The following is a 25,375-nucleotide window of genomic DNA, read 5'->3' as shown; positions in this document are numbered from 1 at the left end:
AGAGATGACCGGGGACACCCGCCGCCACCGGTGGACCGACGCCGGGGTGATCGCCGCCTGCACCGCGGTGGACCTGCTGGTGTGGTGGGCGACGGCGCCGGCCGGGTCCGCCCGCTGGGCCGCCGCGCTGGCCGCCCCGGCGGCGTTCCTCACCCTGGCCGCCCGGCACGCCCGGCCCGGCGCGGTCCTGGCCGTCCAGCTCGGGTACGCCACCGCCGCCCCGCTGCTGCTCCCCGGCTACGCCACGGTCGCCGGGGTGGTGGTCGCGGTGCACGCCGCGGCCGCCCGCTGGCGGCCGCGGGCCGCCGCCGCGGCCGCGCTGGCCGGGCTGCTGCCGCTGGCCGCGCAGGCCGCGGCCGAGCTGCGGGCCGGCGCCGCGCCCGGCGCGGTCGGCCCGCCGGCGCTGCTCCAGGCCCTGCTGCTGGCGGTCGCCGCGGGCGTCGGGCACCGGGCGTGGCAGGCCGACGCGCGGGCCGCGGCCGCCGCGGCGGCGCACCGGGACGCGGCGGCCGGCGCGCTGCGCGCCGAGCGGCTGCGGATCGCCCGCGAGCTGCACGACATCGTCGCGCACGCGGTCACCGCGATGCTGCTGCAGGCCGCCGGGGCGCGGGCGCGGCTCGGCGACGCCGACCCGCCGACCGCGGCCGCGCTCGACGCGATCCGGTCGGCCGGCCAGCAGGCGACGCAGGAGCTGCGCCGGATGCTGCGGCTGCTGCGCTCGGCCGGCGCCGACGACGCGCCGCCGGCCGGCAGCCCCGGCCCGGCCGACATCGACCGGCTGGTCGCCGAGTGCCGGGCCGCCGGCCTGGCCGTCACCGCGGATACCGACGGGCCGCCCGGCGCGGTCGACCCGAGCGTCGGGCTGGCCGCGTACCGGGTGGTGCAGGAGGCGCTGACCAACTGCATGAAGCACGCCGGGCCGGGTACGGCGGTCCGGGTCCGGCTGGCCTGGCGGCCGGGGGTGCTGACCGTCACCGTCGCCGACCGCGGCGGCGCGCCGGGGGCCGCGGCGGCATCGGGCCGGACGGGGGCGTCCGGCGGACTCGGGCTGGTCGGGCTGCGCGAGCGCGTCCGCACCGTCGGCGGCACGCTCGCCGCGCGCCCGGGGCCGGACGGCTTCACGGTGACCGCGGTGCTGCCGGCGGCGGCCGCGCCCGTGGCCGCGGGGGTGGGCACGTGACGATCCGGGTGGTGCTGGCGGACGACCAGCCGCTCGTCCGGGCGGGCATCGCGATGGTGCTCGACGCGACGCCGGGCATCGAGGTGGTCGGCGAGGCCGCCGACGGCGCCGCGGCCGTCGCGCTGACCCGCAGCCGGGCGCCGGACGTGGTCGTGCTGGACGTGGTGATGCCGATCCTCGACGGCGTCGCCGCCACCCGGGCGATCACCGAGGCCGGCGGCCCGGCCCGGGTGCTGGTGCTGACCACCTTCCACAGCGACGAGCGGGTGCGGGAGGCGCTGCGCGCGGGCGCGGCCGGCTTCCTGCTCAAGGACGCGGCGCCGACGGACCTGGCCGCGGCGATCCGCGCGGTCGCCGACGGCCACGCCTGGCTGGACCCGCCGGTGGCCCGCGGCGTGATCGCGGAGATCGCCGCGGCGCCCGCCGCGCCGCCGGCCGGGGTGCCGACCGGGCTGACCGAGCGGGAGCGGGAGGTGCTGGTGCTGATGGCGGCCGGGCTGTCCAATGCGGAGATCGCCGCCCGGTTGACGCTCGGCGCGGCCACGGTGAAGACCCACGTGAGCCGGGTGCTGATGAAGCTCGGGGCGCGGGACCGGACGCAGGCGGTGGTGTTCGCGTACCGGTCCGGGCTGGTGCCGCCGGGGGCCGCCGCCCCCGGCCCGCCCGGCTGAGCGGGGGGCGGGGCGGCGGCCCGCGCCGGTTACAGCTTGCTCTTCAGCGCGCTGATCAGCTCGCCGTTCGGGGTGTCGCCGGAGAACTCCCAGAAGAACGCGCCGCCGAGGCCCTGTTGGTTGGCGTACGCCATCTTGGCCCCCAGCGTCGCCGGGGTGTCGTAGCTCCACCAGTTGTTGCCGCACTTGGCGTACGCGGTGCCGGCGATCGTGCCGGTCGCCGGGCACTTGCCCTTGAGGACCTTGTAGTCCTCGATCCCCGCCTCGTACGTGCCGGCCGCCGCCGCGGTCGCGGTGCCGCCCGGCTCGGCCTGCGTGACCCCGGTCCAGCCGCGGCCGTAGAAGCCGACGCCGAGCAGGATCCTGTCCGCCGGTACGCCCTTCTTCTTCAGCTTCTGCAGCGCCGCGTCCGACCAGAAGCCCGGTTTCGGGATGCCCGGATAGTCGGTGATCGGCGAGTGCGGCGCGGTCGGGCCCTTGGGGTCCCAGCCGCCGAAGAAGTCATACGTCATCGGCAGCACCTTGTCGAGCTGCGCGATGCCCTTGGCGTAGTCGGCGGCGTCCATCTTGCCGCCCTCGCTGCCGTCGGCGGTGATCGCGGAGGTGATCAGGTAGTCCTTGCCGAACTTGCCGCGCAGCGCGGTCAGCACCCTCGCGTACCCCTCGGGCCCGCTGGTCTTGTCGCACTCCAGGCCGCAGGCGTTGGGGTACTCCCAGTCGATGTCGATGCCGTCGAACACGTCGGCCCAGCGCTTGTCCTCGACCAGGTTGTAGCAGGAGTCGGCGAACGCGGCCGGGTTCGCCGCCGCGGCCGGGAAGCCGTTGGACCAGGTCCAGCCGCCCACCGAGTAGATGACCTTGATGTGCGGGTGCTTCTTCTTCAGCTTGCGGAGCTGGTTGAACGAGCCGCGCAGCGGCTGGTCCCAGGTGTCGGCGACGCCGTCGACGCTCTGGTCGGCCTGGTACGCCTTCTCGTACTCGGCGAACGCGTCGCCCATCGTGCAGCGGCCGCCGGTGGTGTTGGCGAACGCGTACAGGATGTGCGTGACCTTGGCGGCGGAGCCGGAGGTGTCGATGTTCTTGACGTGGTAGTTCCGGCCGTACACCCCCCAGGCGGCGAAGTAGCCGACGAGCCACTTGTCGGCGCTCGGGGTCGCGGGGGCCGGCGGATGGGCGCTCGCCGGGGTAACGGGGACGACGGTCGGCAGGAGCAGGAGCGCGGCCGTCGACCCGGCCAGCAGGATGCGGCGGAGGGATTTCTTCACTGAGTGTCTCCTCTAGCCCATCGGTGAGGGACCCACGAGCGGGCCCGGGCAAGGGGGGACGATAGGTATTCACATAATTCGATGTCAAGGTGCACAGTTGGCCCGTTCACGCGGCCGTTCCCGCCGTTCGGCGGACGTGATGACCGTTCCGAGCTGCTTGTGCCCCAGGTGCGGACCGGTATGGACCACCGGCCGGGTCGAATCCCCGTTTCGCCGCGCATGCCCCGGATTTCCGTTGCCGCGGATGACGCTAACTGTGAACGCCGGATCCGGGCGGCAGCCGGGGACGCGGGCGGGCGGCGGCGTCAGGCGGCCGGGTCGGTGGCGGGTTGGGCGGGATCCGCCGCCGGGTCGCTCGCGTGGTCGTTCGCGCGGAGCAGGTCGTGGAAGGCGGTGTGCTCGCGGACGTGCTCCCAGTACGCCGCCCGGGCCAGCCGCAGCATCGCCGGCAGGTCCCCGGCCAGCCGCCCGTCCGTCGGGCAGACCAGCACGTGCCGCATCGAGACCGGGTTGCCGGCCAGCGGCCGGACCGCGACGTCGGCGTCCGCCTGGTACACCGGCTGGCAGGCGGCGACCGCCCGGCCGCCGGCGACGAGCGTGCGGATCGAGTCGGAGCTGGGCGTCGTGTACGGCACCCGCGGCCGGAACCCCGCCTGCTCGCAGGCGGCCAGGAAGCAGTCGGGCCAGCCGGCGCCGTCCGGCGGCGTCATCACCCAGGCCCGGTCGGCGAGCGCCGCCAGCGGCACCTCGGCCAGCGCGGCCAGCGGGTCGCCCGCGGCGAGCGCCACGAACACCGGCTCCCGGACGATCGTCGCGCACCGCATGGCGGGCGTGGCGTGCAGCTCGTACCCCGGGTAGTCGACGGTGACCACCAGGTCGAACCGCCCGGCGCCGACGAGGTCCCAGAGCAGCAGCGGCGAGTACTCCATGGTCAGCCGGACCTCGACGCCCGGCAGGTGCGCGCCGAGCCGGTCGGCCAGCCCGATCGACACCGAGCCGACCGCGCCGCCGAGCGCGATGACCGGGGTACCGCCGCCGCCCCACTGCCGGGCCACGCCGCCGCGCAGCTCGGCCACGCCGTGCAGGATCGCCCGGGCGCGCAGCAGGACGTACTCGCCGACGGTGGTCGGGACCATCCCGCGGGCGCTGCGGACGAACAGGCTCGCGCCCAGCTCGGCCTCCAGCCGCTGGAGCCGGGCGGTCAGGGCGGGCTGGGACATGCGCATGACGGCGGCCGCTTTGGTCAGGCTGCCGGTCTCGGCGATCGCGCACACCGTCCGCAGGTGGCGCAGTTCCAGCTCCATCGATCCGAGCCTAGATCGCCGCGCACCACCCCTCAACCGGCCGTTGCGGTGCGCTTCGCCGCGCGCATGAATCGTGGCGGGAGCGGGGGCGGGGCGCCGGCGGCGCTCTCCCATCGCCGCCGGTGCACCCCGCCCCGGCCCGGTCGGGTCGGCCCGGTCGGTGGCCCGGTCGGTGGGGTCAGTCGGTGGGCTTGGTCTTGCGCAGGATCGCGGCCTTCATCACGTCGAGTCCGATCAGGTTGAACTCGCGGCCGAGCGAGCGCATCAGCGAGTTCTCGGTGGGCCGGTACGCGCCCCGCTTGTAGTAGTACGCCCCCTCGAAGGTGCCGATCCTGCCGCCGTCCGGGGAGTCCTTGCCGATGTAGGCGTGCCACTTGACCTTCTTCTGGGTCATCGTGGCGCTGGGGTACGTCGAGACGTTGACCTCGCTGGGCTCGGCGCCGGTGTACCGGTCGTTCGGGTAGTCGTACTCGTCGGCCAGGCCGCCGACGGAGTGGCCGAGTTCGTGGGCGACGATCCCGCCGGACTGGGCGTTGCCGCCCGAGGAGGTGGCGACCCCGCCGCCGGCGCCGCCGTACTTGGTGCTGTTGGCGACCGCGAGGACCTGGTCGACCTGGGGCGCGGCGGCGGCGTACTGCTTGGCCTTGCCCTCGTCGACGCAGAGCAGCCGCTCCATGCCGGTGCAGAAGAAGTACATGCCCAGGGCGGTGTTCTTCTTGACCCCCTGGGTCGGGTCGCCGCTGACGCCGGACTGGGCCGAGACGACGTTGACCTGCCAGACGTTGAACGAGTCCTTCAGCGACTTGTACGGCTCGATCCCGGTCAGCTCCTCCCACCGCCCGACGACGTGCTGGTGGTACGTCTCCAGCTCGGCCTGCGTGTAGCCGTCGCCGACGAAGACCAGGTCGAACCGGGAGGCCGACGGGCCGGTCTGCTGGATCGGGATGACGTCGGCCGGGACGACCGGCGGGGTGGCCCGGCGCGCGTCGGGGGTGACCCGGACCCGGCTGATCGTGCCGTCCGGGGAGAACACCTCGCGGACGACGGTGGGGGCGGGCCCGGGGGCGGGCGCGGCCGGGGCGGCCGCCGGCTGGACCAGCAGCAGGACGGCCGCGGCGAGGGCGACCGGGGTGGGGCGAATGCGCACGTGAACGCTCCGTTCGGGAGGGGTGCGGGCCGCGCGGCCGGGGAGGGTTGAGCGGATCGCGGGGTGGGCGGACCCTCACTATCGACCGGCGTCGCTGTGCCCGGAAATCACGAACCCCATCAATGTCATCGATGGGAACCAACGGACACCCGAGGGCACACCCGAACACCGGCGCGCGTCGCCGGCGACGCATTTCCGGCTGCCCACACCACGCCAATAACATTGACAGAGTCGAATGTGTGGGAATCCCACAGGTTGGCCGGACCACACCCCGCTCGGTGAACGCCCACCCGCCGGACCCCGCCCGGCCACCCCGAACACACCCACCCTGTGAATGAAAATTCACAGCCGCACACATGCACACCCGCCGCTGCCGTTGTTGCAGCGTGCGCAGGGTGAACACCGGTACGCAATAATCACGGTCGTCTATTGCACAGTGGTCTAGACCTGCTCTACGTTCTCGGCTAACCGCCAAATTTGTAGGGAGTAGGTCAGATGCACGAGCACGATGACCATGAAGGGCAGCGCGTCAGCCGCCGGCGGATCATCGCCGGGGCCGGCTCGGTCGGCTTCGGCGCGCTGATCGCGGCGGCGAGCACCGGCAGCGCCACCGCGCGGTCGGTCGACGGCGGGCAGGTGCCCGTCCGGCCGCTCGACGCCCGGATCGACCCCGCCGTCTTCGACGGCGTCGGCGCCTGCCAGCTCACCAAGGCCGCCATGGAGGGCCCGTACTGGTTCGACGCCAAGAAGATCCGCAGCGACATCCGCGAGGACAAGCGGGGCACGCTGCTGCGCGTGGCGATCAAGGTCCAGGACCGCAACTGCAACCCCATCCCCAACGCCGTCGCCGAGATCTGGCACTGCGACCACATGGGCGCGTACTCCGGCTTCGACAGGGCCCGGGTCGGGCCCTTCCCCGCCACCGACCCGCAGACCCCCACCCGCTACCTGCGCGGCGCCCAGGTCACCGACGCCAACGGCGCCGTCGAGTTCGTCACGATCTGGCCGGGCTGGTACCCGGGCCGGTGCGTGCACATCCACAACATGTTCCACGTCAACAAGCGACGCGTCCTGACCACCCAGACGTACTTCGACGAGACCCTGAACAGCTCGGTGCACGCCGAGGCGCCGTACACCGAGCACAAGGGCAACCGCACCCGCAACGAGCAGGACTCCATCTTCCTGCCCGAGGGAATCATGAAGGTCACCCGGGAGGCCGACGGCTGGCGCGCGGTGGCCGTCTTCACCGTGCCGACCTGACCGAGCCGGCGACGGCGATCGGCCCGGACCTGCCGGGCGGACCGATCGCCGTCGCCCGAACCCCCGCGAGGAGAACCGCATGAGGCGACTCATCACCCTGCCGCTGCTCACGGCCGCGACCGTGCTGGCGTCCCTGCTGGTCACGGCGGCGCCGGCCGCCGCGCACGGCTACATCTCGACACCGCAGAGCAGGCAGGCGTACTGCGCCGCCAACAAGATCGAGAGCTGCGGCGAGGTCATCTGGGAGCCGTGGAGCGTCGAGGCGCTCAAGGGCTCGACGAAGTGCAGCGGCGGCAGCCGGTTCCGCGAGCTGGACGACGAGACCCGCGACTGGCCCGCCACCAGGGTCGGCGGCGCGGTGCAGTTCACCTGGAGCATCCCGGTGCCGCACTCCACCCGGGACTGGGAGTACCTCATCGGCGGCACCCGCGTCGCGCACTTCGTGGACAAGGGCAGGGTGCCCGGCGCGAAGGTGACCCACACGGTCGACCTGAGCGGGCACAGCGGCCGGGTCAAGCTGCTCGCCCGGTGGAACATCGCCGACACCGACATGGCGTTCTACAACTGCGTCGACCTGGAGGTCGGCGGCGCCCCCGAGCCGCGCAGCGCCAACGCCGCCGAGGCCGCGCTGGCCCGGGCCGCCGCGCTCGCCGGGCCCGCGCACCACCACCACTGACAGGAGCCCGGGGGGCCGGGGCCGCTGGTGGGTGGACCGCGCGACCCCGGCCCCCGGGGCCCCTTCCGCGCGTGCGACGGCCCGGCGGCACTCCACCCCGAGTGCCGCCGGGCCGCGTCCGGGTCGGATCACACGCCGGCGATGCCGCGGATCCAGCTTCGGTACCGGGTGATGTTCGTGTACGCGACGTAGCTCTTCCGGTCGCTGGTCGAGGCCGCGCCGACCTGCTTGCCGCGGGCGAACATCGGGCCACCCGAGTCGCCGCCGGCCGCCACGCCGTCGTGGTGGGTCGCCTCGACGGCGGCGCCGCCGCGGTGGTCGCGGCCGTTGGTGCCGGTCACCCGCATCCGGGCGTACCCCGGGTACCGGGACCGGCAGTTGATCTCGGCCTGGTCGGTGCAGGTGGCGCCCCGGCCGAAGACGGAGACGTACCGGCCGTTGTACACGTCCCCGCCCGACCCCGGCGGCGAGAACCCGGTGTCCACCGCCCGGTCGAGCTGGACGATCGCCGGGTCGGCCGACGGGTGCGTGGTGGTGCGGGTGCCGTTGGCGACCCACCCGCCGGCGTACCGGTCGGTGCTGCCGATGCGGAACGCCAACGATCCCCCCACACAGTGCTTCGCGGTGAGGATGTACTGCGCCGCGGTGATCGACGCCGAGCAGTTCTCCTTGCCGTTGCGGTACAGCCGGGCCGCCCGGGGGCCTCCCGGTCGTGGTCGTTGCCGTCGATGACCCCGCGGCCCGGCTCCGGCGGCGGGGTCGTGTCGGCGGCGGCCCGGGTGGCCGTGGTCAGGACAGCCGTGGCCGCGAGCGCGGCGGCGAGGGCCGCCGCTCGGCTACTGCTGGTCATGTCTTCGCTTCCCGCCGCGGTTCGGGCCGCGGCCGGTCGGCAGGACGGGCGCCCGGGCCGACCGTCCCGATGGTGGATGACGTATCGGAATGGTTCACTGCCCGCGGCGGGGCGACAAGGTCGGCGAGTACGTGTTTAAGAGCCGCCGGCTACGTACCCCGCGGCGGCGTCGGCCGGGCGGCGGAGGCGCGCTCGGCCGGGCGCACGCCATGCTCGGCCGATCGGCGGAGCCGCTGGTCGCCGCCGGCCCCCGCCCGTACGCTGGCCCACCCCGGCGGGTACGGGCAGCGGGAGGTGCGATGGGCGGGGTGCGCGCGCCGGCGCTGGTGGGCCGCGCCGCCGAGCTGCGCGCCCTGCGCACCGCCGCGGCCGCGCCGCCGGCGGTGATCCTGCTCGCCGGGGAGGCGGGCGTGGGCAAGACCCGGCTCGTCCTGGAGCTGCTCGACCACCCCGACCTCGCCGGCGCGGCGGTGCTCGCCGGCGCCTGCCACCCGGCGCGCGAGCCGTACCCGTACGGCGCGATCGTCGACGCCCTGCGCGGCGCCGGCGCCGCGCTGGACCCCGCGGGTCTCACCCCCGCGGCCGCGGTGCTGCGCGACCTGGTGCCCGAGTTGTCCCCGCACCTGCCGGACGGGCCGGGCGGCCGGGACCGGCACCGCGTGCTGCGCGCCGCCCGCGAGGTGCTGGCCGCCTGCGGCCGCGCGCTGCTCGTCGTCGAGGACCTGCACTGGGCCGACGAGGGCACCCGCGAGCTGCTGCGCTTCGTCGCCGCCGACCCGCCGCCGGGGCTCACCCTGCTGCTCACCCACCGGCCGGGCGGGCTGCCGCTGGGCGGCGCGTACCGGCCGCGGCCCGGCGTGCGCAGCCTGCCGCTCGCGCTGGCCCCGCTCACCCCGGACGGCGTCCGCGAGCTGGCCGCCGGCCTGCTCGGCGGCGCCGGGGTGTCGGCCGGCTTCGCCGACCGCCTGCACGAGCGGACCGCCGGCATCCCGTTCGTCGTCGAGGAGGCGCTGCGGTCCCTGCCCGACCCGGCCGCCGCCGCGCGCGCCGACGGCGCCGCCGCCCGCCGGCTGCTGGCCGGAGCGGCCGTCCCGGTCCTGCTGCGCGAGGCCATGGCCGAGCGGCTCGGCGCCGCGCCCGCCGCGGCGGGCCGGCTGGCCGGGGCGGCGGCGGTCCTCGGCGTACCGGCGCCGGCCGAGCGGCTGGCGGTCCTGGTCGACCTGCCGCCCGCCGAGGCGCCGGCGGCGGTCGCCGGCGCGCTGGCGCACGACCTGCTGGTCGACCGCCCCGACGGGCTGCTCGACTTCCGGCACGCGCTGGCCCGCGAGGCCGCCCGGGCCGCCCTGACCGGCCCCGAGCGCCGGCACCTGCACGGCCGCGCCGCCGACCTGCTCGCCGCCGACGAGCCGCGGCCGCTGGTCCCGCTCGCCGAGCACAGCCGGCTGGCCGGGCGGCGCGCGGACTGGCTGCGGTACGGCGTGGCCGCCGCCGACCGGGCCGCCGCGCGCACGGACGCCACCACCGCCGCGGACCTGCTGCACCGGCTGCTCGCCGAGCCCGGCCTGCCGCCGGCCGACCTGGACCGGCTGGCGGTCCGGGTGGGCCGGGTCGCGCAGTACAACACCGACCAGCGCGACTCGCTGGCCGTCCTCGCCGCGCTGCTGCGCGACCCCCGGCTGTCGGCGGGCGCACGGGCGCACCTGCGGCTGTTCCACGGGCTGCTGCTGTTCCGCCAGCCGGGCGCCGCCCGGGCCGCGCGGGCGGAGCTGGAGCGGGCCGCCGACGAGCTGGCCGACCGGCCGGACCTCGCCGCCCGCGCCGTGGTCGTCCTGGCCAGCCCGGTGGACGCGATCACCCCGCTGGCCGAGCTGGCCGCGTGGACCGCCCGGGCCGACGCCCACCTGGCCGCCGCGGCCGACGAGGAGCAGCGGCACTCCCTGCGGGCCAGCACCCTCAGCTCCCGGATCCTCGTCGGCGACCCCGCCGCGTACGCCGAGGCGGTGGCCCTCCGCCCGGCGGTCACCGCGATGCCGGCCCGCCGCGAGGTGTCCAGGATGTACTACAACGTCGCCGACGCCTGCGCCAACATCGGCCGGTTCGCCCGCGCCCGCACGCTGCTGCGCACCGGCGCCGACTGGGCCCGCGGCGCGGACATCCCGTTCGACCACCTCAACGCCGTCTCCATCGAGATGCGGCTGGACTGGTTCGCCGGCCGCTGGGCGGGCCTGGCCCGCCGCGCCGCCGACCTCGCCGACGAGCACCGCGACGTCCGGCAGCTCGCCAGCGAGCTGCGCCTGGTCGCCGGCTGGCTCGCCACCGTCACCGGCGCCGCCGACGAGGCCGTCGCCCACTTCACCGCCGTCGGCGCCGCCGACCCCGCCGAGGCCATCGCCCCGGTGGCGCTGAGCGCCATCGCCGGCCTGATCCGCGTCCGCCTCGCCGCCGGCGACGCCACCCCGGCCGCCGCCGACGCCGACCGCGGCGCGGCACTGCTGCGGCACAAGGGCGTGTGGGCGTGGGCCGGCGAACTCCTGCCCGCCGCCCTCGCCGCCCAGCTCGCCGCCGACCGCCCGGAGACCGCCGCCCGCCTGCTCGCCGACGCCGAACGCGGCGCCCGCACCGTCGCGGCCCCGCTGGTCACCGCCGCCCTGGCCGCCGGCCGCGGCCAGCTCGCCGCCCACCGCGGCGACGCCGCCGGGGCCGCCGCGCACTTCCGCACGGCCCGGACCGCGTACCGCGACCTCGGCTGCCCGTACTACGCGGCGCTGACCGCCGAGTGGGCCGCGACCGCGGCGGCGCCGGCCGACACCGCCGCGGCGTCGTACGCCCTGGCCGAACTCGTCGACACCCACACCGCGCTGGGCGCGCCGGTGGACGCGGCCCGCTGCGGGGCGGCGCTGCGGACACTGCGCGCGGCCGAGCCGGGCGGGCGGGGGCGGCCGGGGCACGGGTGGGCGCTGTCGCCGCGGGAGGTGGCGGTGGCCCGGCTGCTGACGGCGGGGCGGAGCAACCGGGGGATCGCGGCGGAGCTGTACGTGTCGCCGCGGACGGCGGAGCTGCACGTCGGGCGGGTACTGCACAAGCTGGGCGTGGACTCCCGGCACGACGTCCCGGTGATCCTGCACGACCTGTGAGTCAGGGGGCGACCTGCTGCCGACACGGCCGGCTCTCCCGCGGCGGACGGCGCCGCCGCCCTCCTGATCGGACTCAGCCGGTCACCCACGGTTCGGCTCGGTCGGCGAGGGCGCGGGACATCGCCACCCGCTCGTCGAACACCCGCTGCTCCGCCGGGTCCGCGCTGTCGATCAGGTCGTACCGGAACCCGTCGAACCCGCTGCGCACCAGCGTCGCGAGCGCGAACCCCTCCGCCGCCGCGTCCGCCGCGTCGTCGAGCCCCTCGGCGGCGAGCCCGCGCCGGTACGCCGGCAGGATCGTGTCCGCGATCGCCGGCAGCAGCGCCGCCGGCTGGATCCCGGCGTGGGTGAGCCCGACGAGCAACTGGCCGAGGTCGAAGCCGAGCGGGTGCGGCGTCCGGAAGGACAGGTCGATCGCGACGAACCGCGCCGGGCCGTCGGCGGCGGCGACCAGCAGGTTCTGCGGGCTGGCGTCGCCGTGCGGCAGGCACTGGGGCAGGGCGGTCAGCCGGTCGAGCAGCGCCGGGATGTGCCCGCCGAGCCGGCGCAGGCGCGCGCGCAGGTCGCCGTGCGCGGCGAGCCGCGGGTGGGACCACAGCGCGTCGTCGGCGAGCGGGCCGAGGCCGCGCTGGGCGACGGCCTGCTCGGCGTACACCCGCAGCGCGTGGCACGGCGGGTACGCGTTGACGGCGAGCACCCCGGCCGCGGTGGAGCGGGCGTTCCAGCGGCCGAGCAGCTCGGCGGCGTCGGCGTACCGGTCCGGGTCCCACTCCGCGGGTACCACCGGGATGTCCTCCTGCCAGACCGCGACGCGGTCGTCGCCGAGGTCGACCACCCGGTGCAGGACCGGGCTGCGCAGGCCGGTCGGCAGGGAGCCCTGGACGACCGGGTCCCACAGTTCCAGCTCGCTGCGCCAGGGGAAGTCGGCGACGAACCACTCGGCCGCCGCGGGCGGCAGGTGCACCAGCAGCGGCCAGTGCCGGGCGTGCTGGAGGACCTTGCAGAACAGCGACCACGGCCGCCCGGCCGCGTCGACGCCGCGGATCCGGTGCACGCCGCCGGTGGCCGGCGAGCCCATCTCGTGCGGTACGTCCTCGACCACTGTCGCGGCCGGGTCGGGCGCGACCCCCAGGGCCGCGCCGACCAGCTCGGCCAGGGCGGCGGGCGCGTCCGCGTCCGGGACGCCGAGCAGCGCGCCGAGGCCAACGCCGGACCGGTCGATCGGGGTCGATACCATGGCATACTCCTCGGCTCGTCAGGCTACCTTCCCACCTGGTCGAGATAGTAAGGTTGCCTTATGACCGACGTCAACCGGGCGTACTCCGATCATGCGATGCTGCTGCTGGGCCACGCGCTGCAGGCGCTCAGCCGCGACTACGCCGACCGGCTCGCGCAGGCGCCGCCCGGCCGGCTCCCGGACGACCTGCGCGGGCTGCGCTCGTCCCAGATCCGCCTGCTCAGCCTCACCCCGCCGGACGGCCTGCGGGTGACCGACCTCGCCCGCCGCGTGGGCATGACCAAGCAGGCCCTCGGCGAGTTCGCCACCGCGCTCGAACGCCTCGGCCTGCTGGAGAGCGCCGCCGACCCGACCGACCGCCGGGCCCGGATCCTGCGCCCGACGCCGCGCGGCCGCACGGTCGTGGCCGCCGCGGCCGCGCTCATCGCCGAGGTCGAGGCCGACTGGCGCGACCGGGTCGGCGCGGCCGCCTGGGACGCGATGCGCGCCACCCTGGAGCGGGTCGCGTCCCTCGGCGGCGGGGTGCGGTAGCTCAGCGGCCGGCGGCGGGCGCGCCGAGGGCGACGCCGAGCAGCGCGCGGATCTGCCCGAGGATCGTCTCCCGGTTGCGGGCCAGCGTCGGCCCGGTCACCGGGTCCTCCCCCGCGCCGCCGGCCAGGACCGGCGTGTGCAGGTGCCCGCCCGGCGCCGCGAGCTGCGTCGCGTCGCGCAGCAGGGTGGCGCGGTAGGCGATCTCGTTGGAGAGGTAGTCGCCGCCCGAGCCGACCGTGTCGGTCGCGCTGGTGTTGTCGTACACCGGGAAGGGCTTCGTACCGGCGGCCACCAGCGCCGCGTACGGCAGCGAGGTGACCGTCCGCTTCGGCTGCGGCTCGACGGTCGGCACCCCGGCCGGGATCGGGATCAGGCCCTTGCGCGAGACCCGCAGGTTGTCCGGCTGGCCGCCGCGGTACGCGGCGTTGTACCGCTCGACGTCGAACCGCCCCGGCCGCCCCTGGCTGACCGTCACGAACAGGTCCGCCCGCTGCGGCCCGGCGGCGAACGACGGCACCAGCGTCCGCTCGACCATGCCCGCACCGAAGTCGTCCCAGCGCACGGGGAAGATCGCGGTCTCCAGCCGGGCCGGGCCGGCCGGGGTGTCGAGGGTGACCCCGTCGAGCGCCAGCGCCGCGGCCCCGGACGGGTTGCTGTTGCCGACCGCGCCGTCCAGCCCGAACGGGTCGAACCCGGTGACGAGGACCCGCCGGGTGCCGGCCGGGAGGTCGGGGCGCAGGGTGTCCCGGCCGCGCGAGGTGGTCTCCAGGTCGGCGAGCAGCTCGTCGTACCGCGCGGGCTCGACCGGGTACGGCGGCCGCCACTGCCGGACCGCGCCGGTCAGGCCGAGCCGGGCCCAGTACAGCGGGCGGTCGTCCGCGGCCGGCAGGTCGCCGCCGGCGCCGCCCTGCGCCCGGGCGACGGCGTCGGCCCAGAGCCGCCGGCCGGCGGCGTGCACGGCCGCGCGGGCGGCGGGCAGGTCGGCGGCGGCCGCCAGGGCCCGGTCGAGGGCCGGGGCGTGGGCGTCGAAGCCGCTGCGGCGGAGGATGTCGCGCGGGATCTGCTCGGCGAGGCGGGCCTCCTCCACGGTCGGCGGCGGGGCGGCGGGGGCGGCCGCGGCCGGGGTGGGGGCGAGCAGGAGCGCGGCGGCGAGGAGGGCCGTTCGGGCGGCGGCTGATCGCATGGTCGGGTCTCCTTACGGACATCGATCGGGGCCGAGGTGAGCGTATGCGCTCCCCCGACCCCGCGATACCCGCCGACGCCGCCGACGGCTGACCGCGGCACCGGCGCGGACGGGCCGGCGCCGCGGGTGGTCGGTCACACCGTGAGGGCGCGCGGGGCGGTGCAGTTGGCGGCGCTCGGTACCACCGGCAGGGTGGCGGACCGGCACAGGATCAGGCCGGGGATGTAGTAGTTCCGCGCGGCCAACTGGATGATCACGCCCTCGATCTTCGCGGAGGCGGGGGCGCAGAACGGGTGCGGCCCCGGCGGCTGGCCGTAGTCCTCCGGCGGCGCCTGCCAGCGCTCGCTGTAGAACAGGCCGCTGCAACCGTCGTTGACCTTGTGGTGGTAGTCGATCGTCCAGGTCTTGTACTGCGGGTCGGCGACCATGTGGTACGTACCCGACAGCGTGTTCGATCCCTGCTGGAGCTGGAAGGTCGTCGCGGGGCGGGCGGCGGCCGGCGCCGCGACCGACGCGACGAGGGCCGTGGCCGCGAGGGCGGCCGGGACGATGCGCTTGATCATGTACTGCTCCCCGATGGCGAGCCGACGGTACGACGGCCCACCGGCCGCGCGGCGACCGATCGTCACCTGCCCACCCCGTGCCCGCCGCTCGAACACGCGAAGGTTCGCACAGCACCCGCCGGCGGGCATCGGGTACCCGGCCACACTCCCGTGGCTCCTCCGTACCGCATCATCCACAGTCGACGGCACCACCGGCGATGGGGCGGTCTCGCTGTTCGTTCCGCCGGCCGCCCGCAACGCCCTGTCCGGACCCGCGTTCCGGCTCGTCTACTACGGCCCGGCGGCGGTGAACCTCGCCCTGCACGGCGCCCGGCTCCTGTACCGGACGCAGCGCCACCGCGCCGCCATCACCCCGGCTGACCCAGCAACGCGCCGCGTGGCACCAAACTGAGCCAACTTGGCCTTGTCGTGGTGCCACGAGTGTGCCATCATGGTGCCATGGACCTGACCCCGTATGTGAACAACCTCGGCCGTGAGTTCGCCACGCTCGCCGAAGCCGGCGGGGACGAGGCGCGCGCGCTGGTCGAACGCCTGACCGGCTCGCTCGAGTCGGCGATCCGGATGGCCCTGCTGGACGCGCTGTCGGCCGCCGCCGACGAGATCACCCGGGATTTGGCCCCGGGCTCGGTCGAGCTGCGCCTGCGCGGCCGCGACCCGAGCTTCGTCGTGGCCCTGCCGTCCGCCGAGCCGCTCGACCCGGACCCCGGCGACGCCGCCGGGGCGGCGGACAGCGATCCACCGATCGACGGGGACGGCCCCGCCGCGCGGATCAACGTCCGCCTGCCGGAGCAGCTCAAGGCCGCGATCGAGGAGGCCGCGGCCGGCGAGGGGCGGTCGGTCAACGCCTGGCTGGTCCGGTCGGCCGCCACCGCCCTGCAGCGGTCCGAGCGGGACCAGCGGGGCCCGCTGCCGGCCAGCGGGAAACGCGCCCGGCAGCGGTTCACCGGCTGGGTGCGCTAGCCGTACCGCACGCCCTTTCCGTCACGTCCCCGGTCCGCGGGGACGATCTCACCCACTCATGATGCGGGGATTCGCCATGCCCGATTTCGCCACGCCCGAACCGATTTCCGTCACCGTCGAACTCAGCGTCGGCGAGGTGCGGATCGCCGCGAGCGACCGTACCGACACCGTCGTCGACATCCGCCCGAGCGACCCCGCCGACGAGTCCGACGTGGCGGCCGCCGCGCAGGTCCGCGTCGACTTCACCAACGGCCTGCTGCGGGTCGTCGGGCCGAAGGGGCGCGCCTTCGACTTCTCCCGCAGGACCAGGTCGGTCGACGTGGCCATCGCCCTGCCCAGCGGCTCCGGGGTGTCCGTCGAGTTGCAGGTGGGCGACGTCCGCGGCACCGGCCGGCTCGGCGAGTGCCGGCTCCGGACGTCCGCCGGGCACTTCTGGCTCGAACGGACCGGGCCGCTGCGCCTGGACACCTCGGCCGGCCACGTCACCGCCGACGGCGTCGCGGGCGACGCCGAGGTCTCCACCGGGTCCGGCCGGATCCGGATCGGCGGGGTCGAGGGCGCCGCGGTGGTCAAGAACTCCAACGGCGACACCGCGATCGGGGCGGTCGCCGGCGACGTGCGGGTGCGCGCGGCCAACGGCGACATCCGCATCGAGCGGGCCGGCGCCGGCGTCGACGCGAAGACGTCCAACGGCAGCGTCCGCGTCGGCGAGGTGGTCCGCGGCTCGGTCGCGCTCGGCACCGCCATGGGCGACCTGGACGTCGGCATCGCCGCGGGCACCGCCGCCTGGCTGGAGGTGAACACCAGCTTCGGCCACGTGCGCAACCTGCTGGAGAACGCCGCCAGCCCCGACGGCGCCGCCGAGACCGTCGAGGTGCGCGGCCGGACCTCGTACGGCGACATCACCATCCACCGCGCCTGACCCCGGAGGCAGCCATGACCAGCCAGTCACCCCGGCCGGCGATCGCCGTCACCGGGCTGCGGAAGTCGTACGGCGGGCAGGTCGTGCTCGACGGCCTGGACCTGCACGTGCCGCCGGGGACGGTCTTCTCGCTGCTCGGCGCGAACGGCGCCGGCAAGACCACCACCGTCCGGATCCTGTCCACGCTGACCGGCGCCGACGCCGGCACCGCCCGGGTCGCCGGGCACGACCCCGCCCGCGAGCCCGCCGCGGTCCGCGCCGCGATCGGCGTCACCGGCCAGTTCTCCGCGGTGGACAACCTGCTGACCGGCGCGGAGAACCTGCGGCTGATGGCCGACCTGCACCACCTCGGCCGGGCCGGGGGCCGGCGGCGCGTCGCCGGGCTGCTCGCGCGGTTCGACCTCGCCGACGTCGGCGACCGGCCCGCCGCGACGTACTCCGGCGGCATGCGGCGGCGGCTCGACCTGGCGATGACCCTGGTCGGCAGCCCGCGGGTGATCTTCCTCGACGAGCCGACGACCGGGCTGGACCCGCGCAGCCGCCGGGGCATGTGGCAGATCATCCGGGAGCTGGTGGCCGACGGCGTCACCATCTTCCTGACCACGCAGTACCTGGCCGAGGCCGACGAGCTGGCGGACCGGATCGCGGTCCTGCACGGCGGCCGGGTGGTCGCCGAGGGGACCGCGGAGGAGCTGAAGCGGCGCATCCCCGGCGGCCACGTCCGGCTGCGGTTCGCCGACCGGGAGCGCCTCGACGCGGCCCTGCGGGTGCTGGGCCCGGCCGCGCGCGATCACGACGCGCTCACCCTGCGGGTGCCCGGCGACGGCAGCCTGCGCGCGCTGCGGGAGCTGATCGGCCGCCTGGACGACCGCGCCGTCGAGGTCGACGGGCTGTCCGTGCACACCCCCGACCTGGACGACGTCTTCCTGGCCCTGACCGGCCCCGCGAACGAGGGAAGGTGACCCGCCGATGAGTACCCCGGCGCTCCGGCTCCACCCGCTGCGTGACTCGGCGACGATGCTGCGCCGCAACCTCAGGCGGATGCTGCGGTACCCGTCGATGACGCTGATGCTGGTCGGGATGCCGGTCGTGCTCCTGCTGCTGTTCGTCTACGTGTTCGGCGGCACGCTCGGCGCCGGGCTCGGCGGACCGGTGGCCGGCGCGGCCGGCGGGCGCGCGGCGTACGCCGACTACGTGGCGCCCGCGATCATCCTGATGACCGTGGCGGCCACGGTCCAGGGCACCGCGATCTCGATCGCGATGGACCTGACCGAGGGCATCATCACCCGGTTCCGCACCATGCACATCGCCCGCGTCTCGGTCCTGGCCGGGCACGTCCTCGGCAGCGTGATCCAGGCGGCGATCAGCCTGGTGATCGTGGTCGGCGCGGCGCTGCTGGTCGGCTTCCGGCCGACCGCCGGTCCGCTCGGCTGGCTGGCCGCGGCCGGCTTCCTGCTGGTCGTGGCGTTCGCCCTCACCTGGCTGGCCGTCGCGCTCGGCCAGGTGAGCCGGAGCGTCGAGACCGCGAGCAACCTGCCCATGCCGTTGGTGCTGCTGCCGTTCCTCGGCAGCGGGTTCGTCCCCACCGGGTCGATGCCGGCCGGGCTGCGCTGGTTCGCCGAGTACCAGCCGTTCACGCCGATCATCGAGACGCTGCGCGGCCTGCTGCTGGACGGGCCGGTCGGGCGCAACGGGTGGCTCGCGCTCGGCTGGTGCGCGGTCATCGCGCTGGGCGGGTACCTCTGGTCGAAGCGGCTGTTCGACCGCGAGTCCTGAGCGGACCGACGGCGTCAGTCCAGGCAGAACTCGTTGCCCTCGGGGTCGGCGAGGACGAGGTGGCCGGCGCTCAGCGGCGGGGCCGGGTCCTCGCGGCGCAGCCGGGTCGCCCCCAGCGCGACCAGCCGGGCGCACTCGGCCTCCAGCGCCGCCATCCGGTCGTCCCCCGCCAGCCCCGGCGCCGCCCGCACGTCGAGGTGCACGCGGTTCTTGGCCGCCTTGCCCTCCGGTACCTGCTGGAAGAACAGCCGCGGGCCGCGCTCCTCGGGGTCCTCGATGGCCGACCGCGTGTTGCGCTGGTCCGCCGGTACGCCGATCCGCGCGAGGAAGTCGTCCCACGCGGCCAGCGGGTCGGCGCCGTCGGGCAGCTCGACGCCGGGCGGGGCGGGGTGGACGTAGCCCAGCGCGTCCCGCCAGAACGTGGACAGCGCGCGCGGGTCCCGCGCGTCGAAGGTGATCTGGACGTGCCGGCTCATCCGGTCGCTCCGTTCGTCGCGGTTCCCGGCCCCCACCGGTCAGCCCCATGATCCTACGGGGCCGGACCGACAGGGACCGGGATCGAACGGGGTGGCGTCGCTAGCCGCGCCAGGTCGCCGCGTGCTCGGCGGCGAAGGCGGCCAGGTCGCGCGCCGGGCGGCCGAGCAGGCGCTCGACCGTGTCGGTGACGGGCGCGCTGTGGCCGGCGCGGATGCCGGCGTAGAGCAGGAGCAGCAGGTCCGCGTACTCCGCCGACACCCCGCCCGCCAGCAGCGCCGCGCGCGTCTCCGCCGGGTCGGTCGCGACGTAGCGCACCGGGCGGCCGGCGGCAGCCGAGATCGCCGCGGCCGCGTCGGCGAACGTGACCGCGGCCGGGCCGGTGATCGGGTACCCGCGGCCGGCGTGCCCGTCGGCGGTCAGCGCCTCGGCGGCGATCGCGGCGATGTCGCGGGTGTCCACGAAGCTGACCGCGCCGTCCCCGGCGGGCACGGGCACCGTGCCGGCGGCGAGGATCGGCGGCAGGAAGAAGCCCGCCGAGAAGTTCTGGAGGAACCAGTTCGGGCGCAGGATCGTCCAGTCCAGCGCGCTGCCCTCGACCAGCTTCTCCGCCTCGCGCAGGCCGGAGCCCTCGGCGCCGTCGACGCCGTACGCCGACAGCAGCACGACCCGGCGCAGGCCGGTGCCGGCGGCGGCGTCGAGGAACTCCCCGATCCGGGTGGCCGGCCGCGTCGTGCCCTGCGGGAGGATCAGGTACGCCCGCCGGACGCCGCGCAGCGCCCCCGCCAGGGTGCCGGGGTCGCTCCCTCGCGCTCGCTGTGCGTCCAGCTTCCAGCGCCCCGGCGAGACGTACCAGGCCCATCGGTCGCCGAAAGATGTCCGATCGTCTCCGCGGCGGCGCGGTAGGGTCGCGGGGTGGACGCGCTCAGCGAGGTGCTGGCGGCCGCCCAGGTCGGGCGGCCGGTCTCGGCCCTGACGGTGGGGCGCGCGCCGTGGGCCATCCGGCTCGACGAGCCGGGCGCGGCGCAGTTCCACGTACTGCTCCAGGGTTCGGCGTGGCTCACCGCGGCCGGCGCCGCGCCGCTGCGGCTGGATGTCGGGGACGTGGTCCTGCTGCCGCACGGCACCGCGCACACGGTGGGCGACGACCCGCACACCGCACCCGCCGACCGGATCCGGCTGGCCGAGCGGCACCCCGCGGACAGCGCGGGCACGTCCGTGCGGCTCGGCGGCGCGGGCGCGGCCACCGCCATGCTCTGCGGCGCCTACCTGCTGGACCGGGCCGTCCCGCCGCACCCCATGCTGCGCGCGCTGCCGGCCGTGATGCACATCCCGGCGAGCCGGGGCAGCCACCCCGGCCTGCGGGCCGCGGTCGACCTGCTCGCCGCCGAGGTGGAGCAGCCGCGCCCCGGCTCCACCGCCATCGTCGGGGCGCTGGTGGACGCGATGCTCGCGTACGTGCTGCGGAGCTGGTGCGAGCGGCACCGCGACGCCTGCCCCGAGTGGCTCGCCGCGCTGGCCGACCCGGCCGTCGGCCGCGCCCTGGCCGCGATGCACGCCGAGCCGGCGCGCGGCTGGACCGTCGCCGGGCTGGCCGGGGTGGCCGGGCTGTCCCGGGCGGCGTTCTCCCGGCGGTTCGGCGCGCTGGTCGGCGAGCCGCCGCTGGCCTACCTGACCCAGTGGCGGATGCTGCGGGCCCAGCAGCTCCTGCGCGCCGGCACGGCCACCCTGGACGCGGTGGCGCGGCAGGTGGGGTACGACTCGCCGTTCGCGTTCGGCCGGGCGTTCAAGCGGTACGCCGGGACGAGCCCGGGGCGCTACCGCGCGGCCGGCCGGCCGCCGGGCTGATATCTCGGGGACGCCGGCCGCCGAACGTCCACCGGCGCACCTCGATCTCCGCGTACCGGTCCGGGGTGAGCAGGGCGCGGGCGGGGTCCGGCGCCCGCAGCAGCGCCGCCGTGCCCGGGCGGGTGGCGCCGTCGTCGGAGAGCAGCGGCCCGTACGCGATCAGGTCGTCCCGGTCCGGGGCGGTCGCGGCCGTCGCGGGCCGCGGCTCGGCCGAGGACCAGGTACCGGTCGCCGTCCGGGTCGCCGGGGAACTCCCACATGGTGCGGCCGAGCAGGTTGCGCCGGCGGCGCAGCAGGACGTCGCGGTACACGCCGGCCCGGTAGTCGGGCCCGTCGAGGGCGAAGGCGCGGGCGGCCGCGACATCCGGGACGTCGACGATGTGCACGCTGCCGGTCGGCGTGACCCCGTCCGCGGCGAGGGTCGGGCCGCGGGCCACCATCGCGAAGGCGTCCATGTAGGACCCGTGCTGTTCGAGCAGCGCCGCGCGCAGCGCCGGGGAGTCGCGCCGGTCCCGGTGGTAGCAGAAGAACTCCCTCCGGCGATTCTCCGGCGGCGACACCGGTCGATGCCCGCGGGTGTCGGCGAGGACCGGGGATCCGGGCAGCGCCACCCGGGGTCATCGCGCCGGTCGGTGGGCGGGCCGCCGATTTCAGTCGCGCCGGGCGTCCTTGACGAACACGATCCCGTCGTGGTTGGCCAGGTGCGCCGGGTCCAGCGGGGCGTAGCCGTGCCAGGGGGAGACGCGCGCGGCCGGCGCGGTGTCGCCGAGGACGGCGGCCAGCTCGCCGGGGTCGACCAGGCGGCGGTCGTCCGGGAGCGCGTACAGCAGCCCCTCGACGGTGTCCGCGGGCGGCGCGCCGACCCCGTGGTCGCGCAGCGTGCCGACGGCCGTGGCCAGGAAGGCGTACGCCGGGCCGAGGCGGGTGGCGGCGATCGCGCCGGCGCTCCACCAGCGCAGCGGCTGCCCGTCCATCCGCATGCTGCTCTCGTCCCGCTGGAGGTGGCTGTTGTGGGCGTTGACCAGCGTCGGCCCCCGCTCGGCGAGGGCGAGCAGGTTGGCGGCCATCATCGAGTCCCGGACGCCGAGCAGCCGCACCAGCCGGTTCGGCGACGGGTCGGCCAGCCAGAAGTGGTACCGCAGCAGCCCGGTGGCGGTGCGGCCGTACAGCAGCGACCGCTCCCGCTCCCCCGGCGCCGCGGCCGCGACCAGACGCGGGGCCTGCGCGTCGAGCAGCGCGACCAGGTCGTCGGCGAGCAGCCGGAGCCGCGCGGCGTCGGCGGTCCGCCCGACGGACCGGGCCGGGTCCCGCATCGCCGCGGGGTCGGTCCACCGGTCGTCGGCGCCGAGCAGCCCGTCGAGCGCCGCGGCGGTACAGGGCAGCAGGTCGGCGTCGAGCCGGGCGGCGAGGTGGGCGTGCAGCGCGGTGAGGGCCTGCCGCGGGCTCGCGGCACCGGTGATCTCCAGCGGCCCGTCGAACCCGGCGAACCGCACCCGCTCGGCGGCGGGCCGGCCCGCGTTGTGGGCGCGCATCCAGCGGACCAGCGCGCGGTTGCCGGCGTACGCGCCCCACCCGTGGCTGAGGCCGCGCCGCATGACGTCGTCGAGCGTGCCCGCTCCGCCGGTGACGAAGTCGTCCACCACCAGGCCCATCAGGCAGTCGGTCTCGAGGGCGATCGTCCGGTACCCGTGCCGCTCGACGAGCTGCCGGAACAGGTCGTTGCGCACGTCGAGCAGGGTGCCGTCGACGTGGGTGGGCTCGCCGAGGGCGAGCAGTCGCGGTACGGCGGGGAACAGCCCCATGACGGAGGCGGCGTCGACTGTCATTCCCTCAACGCTATCGTTGAACCGACGGTGGAGACTTTCCGCAGACAGCGAGCAGGACAGTGCCGCGAAACCCTCAAAGCAGCGGTCGCCTCAAGCCGGTGGACCTGGCGCGCGAGCACGGCCTGTCGACCCAGGCGGTCCGCAACTACGAGGCGGCCGGGATCCTGCCGGCCGCCGGCCGCACCGCGCACGGCTACCGCACGTACACCCCGCGGCACGCGCGGGCACTGCGCGCGTTCCTCGCCCTCGTACCGGGGCACGGCCACCGGGCGGCCGCCGCGATCATGCAGGCGATCAACCGGGGCCGGACCGCGGACGCGCTCCGGCTCGTCGACGAGAGCCACGCCCGCCTCCTCGACGACCGGCGCACCCTGCGGGCCGTCGAGGCCGCGCTCCGGGACCTCGATCCCGTACCGCCGGAGCGGGGCGAGGTGTTCGTCGGCCCGCTGGCCCGCCGGCTCGGCGTGCGCCCGGCGACCCTGCGCAAGTGGGAGCGCGCCGGCCTGCTCCGGCCGCCCCGCGACCCGCGGACGGGCTACCGGGTCTACCGCCCCGCGGACGTCCGCGACGCCCTGCTGGCCCACCAGCTCCGGCGGGGCGGCCACCTCCTCGACCGGATCGCCCCGCTGCTCGCCGAGGTCCGCGCCGCCGGCGGCGTCGCGCCGCTGGCGGCCGCGCTGCGCGACTGGCACGACCGGCTCGCGACCCGCGGCCGCGCGCTGCTCGCCGGCGCCGCCGCACTGCACGCGTACCTCGACGACCACGCGGCCGCCGGCGACAGCGCCGCCGACAGGGCCGCCGCCGACGGGACCGCCGCCGGCAGGGCCGATCACGGCAGGGCCGATCCGGCGGGCGGGCCGGGCCGAGTGGGTATTGCCGGATCGGGCGGTGGCTCGTATTCTCTACTGAATCGGTAGGTTAACTGGGATATTCGCAGCGTCCCTGACCGGCCGATCAACCCCGTTCTCTACCCAACACGGCGGTGGACATGAGGAAGCTGCTCCTGCTCGCACTGGTGGGTCTCGGCGCGCAGCTCGTGGACGGCAGCCTGGGCATGGCCTACGGCGTCACGTCCACCACGCTGCTGTTGGCGATCGGCACCAACCCGGCCGCCGCGTCCGCGACCGTCCACCTGGCCGAGATCGGTACGACGCTCGCGTCCGGCCTGTCGCACTGGCGGTTCGGCAACGTCGACTGGCGGGTCGTCCTCAAGATCGGCATACCGGGCGCGGCCGGCGCGTTCGCCGGCGCGACCTTCCTGTCCGGCCTGTCGACCGAGACCGCGGCGCCGCTGATGTCGATCATCCTGCTGGCGCTGGGCCTGTACGTCCTGATCCGGTTCACGGCCGTCGGGCTCCCGCGGGGCGACCCGGGCAAGCCGCTGCGCAAGCGCTTCCTGGCCCCACTCGGCGTGGTCGCCGGGTTCGTCGACTCCACCGGCGGCGGTGGCTGGGGCCCGGTGGGCACCCCGGCGATCCTGGCCAGCGGCCGGCTCGAACCGCGCAAGACGATCGGCTCGATCGACACCAGCGAGTTCCTGGTGGCGGTGGCCGCCAGCATCGGCTTCCTGGTCGGCATCGGCTCCGAGGGCGTCAACCCCGGCTGGGTGCTCGCGCTGCTGCTCGGCGGCCTGGTCGCCGCGCCGGTCGCCGCGTGGCTGGTCCGGCACATCCCGCCGCGGGTGCTCGGCTCCCTGGTCGGCGGCGTCATCATCCTCACCAACACCCGCACCCTGCTGCGCAGCGACTGGATCGACGCCGGCGACGGCGTGCGGTACGCGTTCTACGCCGTCATCTACGCGGTGTGGGCGGCCGCGATCGGGTACTCGGTCGTCCAGTACCGCAAGCACCGCGACGAGGAGCAGCGGATCAGCGCGGCGGCGGAAGCGGCGGCGGCCGCTGGTGAGCAGCCCGGCGAGAGGGCCCCCGCCGCGGACGGGCGGCGGTCACGCGGCCGCGGGGGTGGTGTGCCATTCGGGGTGGCGGTCCAGCCAGGCCCGGTACACGCCCGCCGATTCGGCGAACCGGTGCTGCGCCGCGGCCAGCTCCGACCGGAGCAGGTGGACGTCGTCCGCGGTGAGCTTGCTGTCGGCGGACACGAGCAGGCTCGTGGTGATCCGCAGGGGCGCTCCCACCAGCGGCAGGGCGACCATTCCGGCGGGCGCCACGGCGTCGGGCTTCATGAACAGCGCGATGTCGGGAATTTCCGCCACCCGATCGAAGTCGGGGTACTCGACGTGGGCCGCGATCCGGGCCGTGAAGCCCGTGCGCTCCCACACGGCAATCACGTGGTTGTCGAATTCGACGCCCGGGGCGCGCACCCCCCGGAATATCTCGGTCGCGAGCTCCGCGAGGTCGATCTCCGTCCGGCCGGCCAGGGGGTGTGCGGCGGGGACGCCGATGAACAGCGGCTCGGCCGCGATGACGTGGCGCTGCACCCCGGGGGCGGCGGCCCGGGTCCCGGGGTGGTCGATGACGACGGCGGCGCCCGGGCGGCCGGAGGTCGGCATGGCCAGCCACAGCCGGTTGTCCAGGCCATCCGCACGTCCGGTACGGCGCCCGGGAGTTC

General features: G+C 76.2%; 22 protein-coding genes and 3 pseudogenes. 13 read left to right on the top strand and 12 right to left on the bottom strand.

What is annotated here, in order from left to right; all coding sequences use genetic code 11:
- The first annotated feature begins 4 nt into the window (after positions 1–4).
- Both IEY94_RS16225 and IEY94_RS16220 read left to right on the top strand, forming a co-directional pair.
- Entirely contained in the window at positions 5–1,180 is a 1,176-nt protein-coding gene (locus IEY94_RS16225; RefSeq protein ID WP_189171036.1) for a sensor histidine kinase, read from the top strand.
- On the top strand, positions 1,177–1,851 hold the full coding sequence (locus tag IEY94_RS16220) for a response regulator (protein ID WP_189171035.1): 675 nt from the start codon (positions 1,177–1,179) through the stop codon (positions 1,849–1,851). Before IEY94_RS16225 ends, IEY94_RS16220 begins: the two co-directional genes overlap by 4 nt.
- A 29-nt stretch (positions 1,852–1,880) precedes the next feature.
- On the opposite strand, the pseudogene IEY94_RS16215 reads toward IEY94_RS16220, so the two are convergent.
- The 3 genes and pseudogenes from IEY94_RS16215 to IEY94_RS16205 all read right to left on the bottom strand — a co-directional run.
- Positions 1,881–3,056 (bottom strand): annotated as a pseudogene (locus IEY94_RS16215) (glycoside hydrolase family 18 protein); the annotation flags it as partial.
- A 365-nt stretch (positions 3,057–3,421) separates the two neighbouring features.
- On the bottom strand, positions 3,422–4,420 hold the full coding sequence (locus IEY94_RS16210) for a LysR family transcriptional regulator (protein WP_189171033.1): 999 nt from the start codon (positions 4,418–4,420) through the stop codon (positions 3,422–3,424).
- Between the two features lie 178 nt (positions 4,421–4,598).
- Complete coding sequence (locus IEY94_RS16205) at positions 4,599–5,567, bottom strand: M64 family metallopeptidase (RefSeq protein ID WP_189171032.1); 969 nt, start codon at positions 5,565–5,567, stop codon at positions 4,599–4,601.
- Between the two features lie 495 nt (positions 5,568–6,062).
- Between IEY94_RS16205 and IEY94_RS16200 the strand changes: the two genes are divergently transcribed.
- Positions 6,063–6,827 (top strand): intradiol ring-cleavage dioxygenase, encoded by a 765-nt coding sequence (locus IEY94_RS16200; RefSeq protein WP_189171031.1) that lies wholly within the window; start codon positions 6,063–6,065, stop codon positions 6,825–6,827.
- Between the two features lie 79 nt (positions 6,828–6,906).
- Positions 6,907–7,503, top strand: coding sequence for a lytic polysaccharide monooxygenase auxiliary activity family 9 protein (locus tag IEY94_RS16195; protein WP_189171030.1), 597 nt, complete (start codon positions 6,907–6,909; stop codon positions 7,501–7,503).
- Positions 7,504–7,631: 128 nt separating this feature from the next.
- Here IEY94_RS16195 and IEY94_RS16190 read toward each other — a convergent pair.
- Positions 7,632–8,198, bottom strand: a pseudogene (locus tag IEY94_RS16190) (trypsin-like serine protease); the annotation flags it as partial.
- Between the two features lie 454 nt (positions 8,199–8,652).
- On the opposite strand from IEY94_RS16190, the gene IEY94_RS16185 reads away from it, so the two are divergent.
- The gene (locus tag IEY94_RS16185; protein ID WP_189171029.1) at positions 8,653–11,487 is read left to right on the top strand and encodes an AAA family ATPase; all 2,835 of its coding nucleotides are present in this window, start codon (positions 8,653–8,655) and stop codon (positions 11,485–11,487) included.
- Between the two features lie 73 nt (positions 11,488–11,560).
- Here IEY94_RS16185 and IEY94_RS16180 read toward each other — a convergent pair whose 3' ends face one another.
- Positions 11,561–12,724: a phosphotransferase gene (locus IEY94_RS16180; protein WP_189171028.1), complete on the bottom strand. Its 1,164-nt coding sequence runs from the start codon at positions 12,722–12,724 to the stop codon at positions 11,561–11,563.
- Positions 12,725–12,784: 60 nt separating this feature from the next.
- On the opposite strand from IEY94_RS16180, the gene IEY94_RS16175 reads away from it, so the two are divergent.
- Entirely contained in the window at positions 12,785–13,255 is a 471-nt protein-coding gene (locus tag IEY94_RS16175; protein ID WP_189171027.1) for a MarR family winged helix-turn-helix transcriptional regulator, read from the top strand.
- A gap of 1 nt (position 13,256) precedes the next feature.
- Here the strand turns inward: IEY94_RS16175 and IEY94_RS16170 are convergent, their stop codons facing one another.
- Both IEY94_RS16170 and IEY94_RS16165 read right to left on the bottom strand, forming a co-directional pair.
- A complete protein-coding gene (locus IEY94_RS16170) occupies positions 13,257–14,438 on the bottom strand; it encodes a pyroglutamyl-peptidase I (protein WP_189171026.1) in 1,182 nt (393 codons plus the stop codon).
- A 134-nt stretch (positions 14,439–14,572) separates the two neighbouring features.
- The gene (locus tag IEY94_RS16165; RefSeq protein ID WP_189171025.1) at positions 14,573–15,001 is read right to left on the bottom strand and encodes a hypothetical protein; all 429 of its coding nucleotides are present in this window, start codon (positions 14,999–15,001) and stop codon (positions 14,573–14,575) included.
- Between the two features lie 438 nt (positions 15,002–15,439).
- Here IEY94_RS16165 and IEY94_RS16160 point away from each other — a divergent pair, with 438 nt between their 5' ends.
- The 4 genes from IEY94_RS16160 (at position 15,440) to IEY94_RS16145 (ending at position 18,659) form a co-directional block, all read left to right on the top strand.
- Entirely contained in the window at positions 15,440–15,961 is a 522-nt protein-coding gene (locus IEY94_RS16160) for a YlcI/YnfO family protein (protein WP_189171024.1), read from the top strand.
- Between the two features lie 76 nt (positions 15,962–16,037).
- Positions 16,038–16,883, top strand: a complete 846-nt coding sequence (locus tag IEY94_RS16155; RefSeq protein WP_189171023.1) for a DUF4097 family beta strand repeat-containing protein — start codon at positions 16,038–16,040, stop codon at positions 16,881–16,883.
- Between the two features lie 14 nt (positions 16,884–16,897).
- Positions 16,898–17,845: an ATP-binding cassette domain-containing protein gene (locus tag IEY94_RS16150; protein WP_189171022.1), complete on the top strand. Its 948-nt coding sequence runs from the start codon at positions 16,898–16,900 to the stop codon at positions 17,843–17,845.
- Between the two features lie 7 nt (positions 17,846–17,852).
- Positions 17,853–18,659: an ABC transporter permease gene (locus tag IEY94_RS16145; RefSeq protein WP_189171021.1), complete on the top strand. Its 807-nt coding sequence runs from the start codon at positions 17,853–17,855 to the stop codon at positions 18,657–18,659.
- A 14-nt stretch (positions 18,660–18,673) separates the two neighbouring features.
- Here the strand turns inward: IEY94_RS16145 and IEY94_RS16140 are convergent, their stop codons facing one another.
- Positions 18,674–19,135 (bottom strand): VOC family protein, encoded by a 462-nt coding sequence (locus IEY94_RS16140; RefSeq protein ID WP_189171020.1) that lies wholly within the window; start codon positions 19,133–19,135, stop codon positions 18,674–18,676.
- Between the two features lie 100 nt (positions 19,136–19,235).
- Positions 19,236–20,168 (bottom strand): NAD(P)H-binding protein, encoded by a 933-nt coding sequence (locus IEY94_RS16135; protein ID WP_189171019.1) that lies wholly within the window; start codon positions 20,166–20,168, stop codon positions 19,236–19,238.
- Between IEY94_RS16135 and IEY94_RS16130 the strand changes: the two genes are divergently transcribed.
- Entirely contained in the window at positions 20,049–20,981 is a 933-nt protein-coding gene (locus IEY94_RS16130) for an AraC family transcriptional regulator (protein WP_189171018.1), read from the top strand. The two genes, IEY94_RS16135 and IEY94_RS16130, sit on opposite strands and share 120 nt — an antisense overlap.
- Here IEY94_RS16130 and IEY94_RS16125 read toward each other — a convergent pair.
- Both IEY94_RS16125 and IEY94_RS16120 read right to left on the bottom strand, forming a co-directional pair.
- A complete protein-coding gene (locus IEY94_RS16125) occupies positions 20,951–21,592 on the bottom strand; it encodes a YciI family protein (protein ID WP_229784085.1) in 642 nt (213 codons plus the stop codon). The genes IEY94_RS16130 and IEY94_RS16125 overlap by 31 nt on opposite strands.
- 39 nt (positions 21,593–21,631) lie before the next feature.
- Positions 21,632–22,807 (bottom strand): erythromycin esterase family protein, encoded by a 1,176-nt coding sequence (locus IEY94_RS16120; RefSeq protein WP_189171017.1) that lies wholly within the window; start codon positions 22,805–22,807, stop codon positions 21,632–21,634.
- A gap of 98 nt (positions 22,808–22,905) precedes the next feature.
- Here IEY94_RS16120 and IEY94_RS16115 point away from each other — a divergent pair, with 98 nt between their 5' ends.
- Together IEY94_RS16115 and IEY94_RS16110 are read left to right on the top strand one after the other, a co-directional pair.
- Entirely contained in the window at positions 22,906–23,724 is an 819-nt protein-coding gene (locus IEY94_RS16115) for a MerR family transcriptional regulator (RefSeq protein WP_229784084.1), read from the top strand.
- A 71-nt stretch (positions 23,725–23,795) separates the two neighbouring features.
- Positions 23,796–24,773, top strand: a pseudogene (locus IEY94_RS16110) (sulfite exporter TauE/SafE family protein); the annotation flags it as partial.
- Here IEY94_RS16110 and IEY94_RS24355 read toward each other — a convergent pair.
- On the bottom strand, positions 24,753–25,316 hold the full coding sequence (locus IEY94_RS24355; protein WP_189171200.1) for a LysR substrate-binding domain-containing protein: 564 nt from the start codon (positions 25,314–25,316) through the stop codon (positions 24,753–24,755). The pseudogene IEY94_RS16110 and the gene IEY94_RS24355 sit on opposite strands and share 21 nt — an antisense overlap.
- Positions 25,317–25,375: the final 59 nt, after the last annotated feature.

Origin of the sequence: Pilimelia anulata (genome assembly GCF_014647895.1) — a bacterium.
GTDB classification, from domain to species: Bacteria; Actinomycetota; Actinomycetes; order Mycobacteriales; family Micromonosporaceae; genus Pilimelia; species Pilimelia anulata.
Note: the sequence above shows the minus strand (reverse complement) of the source record. Positions and strands in the feature narration are given on the sequence as shown.

Bases quoted from the DNA above. Each gene is read 5' to 3' on its own strand.
- IEY94_RS16225 (WP_189171036.1), top strand. From the start codon at position 5: ATGACCGGGGACACCCGCCGCCACCGGTGGACCGACGCCGGGGTGATC.
- IEY94_RS16210 (WP_189171033.1), bottom strand. From the start codon at position 4,420: ATGGAGCTGGAACTGCGCCACCTGCGGACGGTGTGCGCGATCGCCGAG.
- IEY94_RS16200 (WP_189171031.1), top strand. From the start codon at position 6,063: ATGCACGAGCACGATGACCATGAAGGGCAGCGCGTCAGCCGCCGGCGG.
- IEY94_RS16195 (WP_189171030.1), top strand. From the start codon at position 6,907: ATGAGGCGACTCATCACCCTGCCGCTGCTCACGGCCGCGACCGTGCTG.
- IEY94_RS16185 (WP_189171029.1), top strand. From the start codon at position 8,653: ATGGGCGGGGTGCGCGCGCCGGCGCTGGTGGGCCGCGCCGCCGAGCTG.
- IEY94_RS16180 (WP_189171028.1), bottom strand. From the start codon at position 12,724: ATGGTATCGACCCCGATCGACCGGTCCGGCGTTGGCCTCGGCGCGCTG.
- IEY94_RS16175 (WP_189171027.1), top strand. From the start codon at position 12,785: ATGACCGACGTCAACCGGGCGTACTCCGATCATGCGATGCTGCTGCTG.
- IEY94_RS16170 (WP_189171026.1), bottom strand. From the start codon at position 14,438: ATGCGATCAGCCGCCGCCCGAACGGCCCTCCTCGCCGCCGCGCTCCTG.
- IEY94_RS16165 (WP_189171025.1), bottom strand. From the start codon at position 15,001: ATGATCAAGCGCATCGTCCCGGCCGCCCTCGCGGCCACGGCCCTCGTC.
- IEY94_RS16160 (WP_189171024.1), top strand. From the start codon at position 15,440: ATGGACCTGACCCCGTATGTGAACAACCTCGGCCGTGAGTTCGCCACG.
- IEY94_RS16155 (WP_189171023.1), top strand. From the start codon at position 16,038: ATGCCCGATTTCGCCACGCCCGAACCGATTTCCGTCACCGTCGAACTC.
- IEY94_RS16150 (WP_189171022.1), top strand. From the start codon at position 16,898: ATGACCAGCCAGTCACCCCGGCCGGCGATCGCCGTCACCGGGCTGCGG.
- IEY94_RS16145 (WP_189171021.1), top strand. From the start codon at position 17,853: ATGAGTACCCCGGCGCTCCGGCTCCACCCGCTGCGTGACTCGGCGACG.
- IEY94_RS16140 (WP_189171020.1), bottom strand. From the start codon at position 19,135: ATGAGCCGGCACGTCCAGATCACCTTCGACGCGCGGGACCCGCGCGCG.
- IEY94_RS16120 (WP_189171017.1), bottom strand. From the start codon at position 22,807: ATGACAGTCGACGCCGCCTCCGTCATGGGGCTGTTCCCCGCCGTACCG.
- IEY94_RS24355 (WP_189171200.1), bottom strand. From the start codon at position 25,316: ATGCCGACCTCCGGCCGCCCGGGCGCCGCCGTCGTCATCGACCACCCC.